Annotated in this window: 1 pseudogene; it reads left to right on the forward strand. The window is 54.9% G+C overall.

The window, feature by feature from the left end:
• Positions 1 to 255 (forward strand): annotated as a pseudogene (locus LRL21_RS45295) (ABC transporter ATP-binding protein); the annotation flags it as partial.

The following is a 255-nucleotide window of genomic DNA, read 5'->3' on the forward strand; positions in this document are numbered from 1 at the left end:
TGCTGCTGGACGAGCCGTTCTCGGCGCTCGATGCGAAGTTGCGGCTCGAAATGCGCGAAGAATTGCGCGACATTCAAGCAAGTACGGGTCTTACTATGGTATTCGTAACGCATGACCAAGAGGAGGCGCTCTCGATCTCTGACCGGATCGTCGTTATGAATGCCGGACGGATCGAGCAGATCGACCCGCCGCAGCGAATTTATGATAACCCCGAAACGCTGTTCGTCGCTCAGTTCATCGGGCGTATGAATTTCC

The organism is Paenibacillus periandrae (assembly GCF_022458865.1).
Lineage (GTDB): Bacteria > Bacillota > Bacilli > Paenibacillales > NBRC-103111 > Paenibacillus_S > Paenibacillus_S periandrae.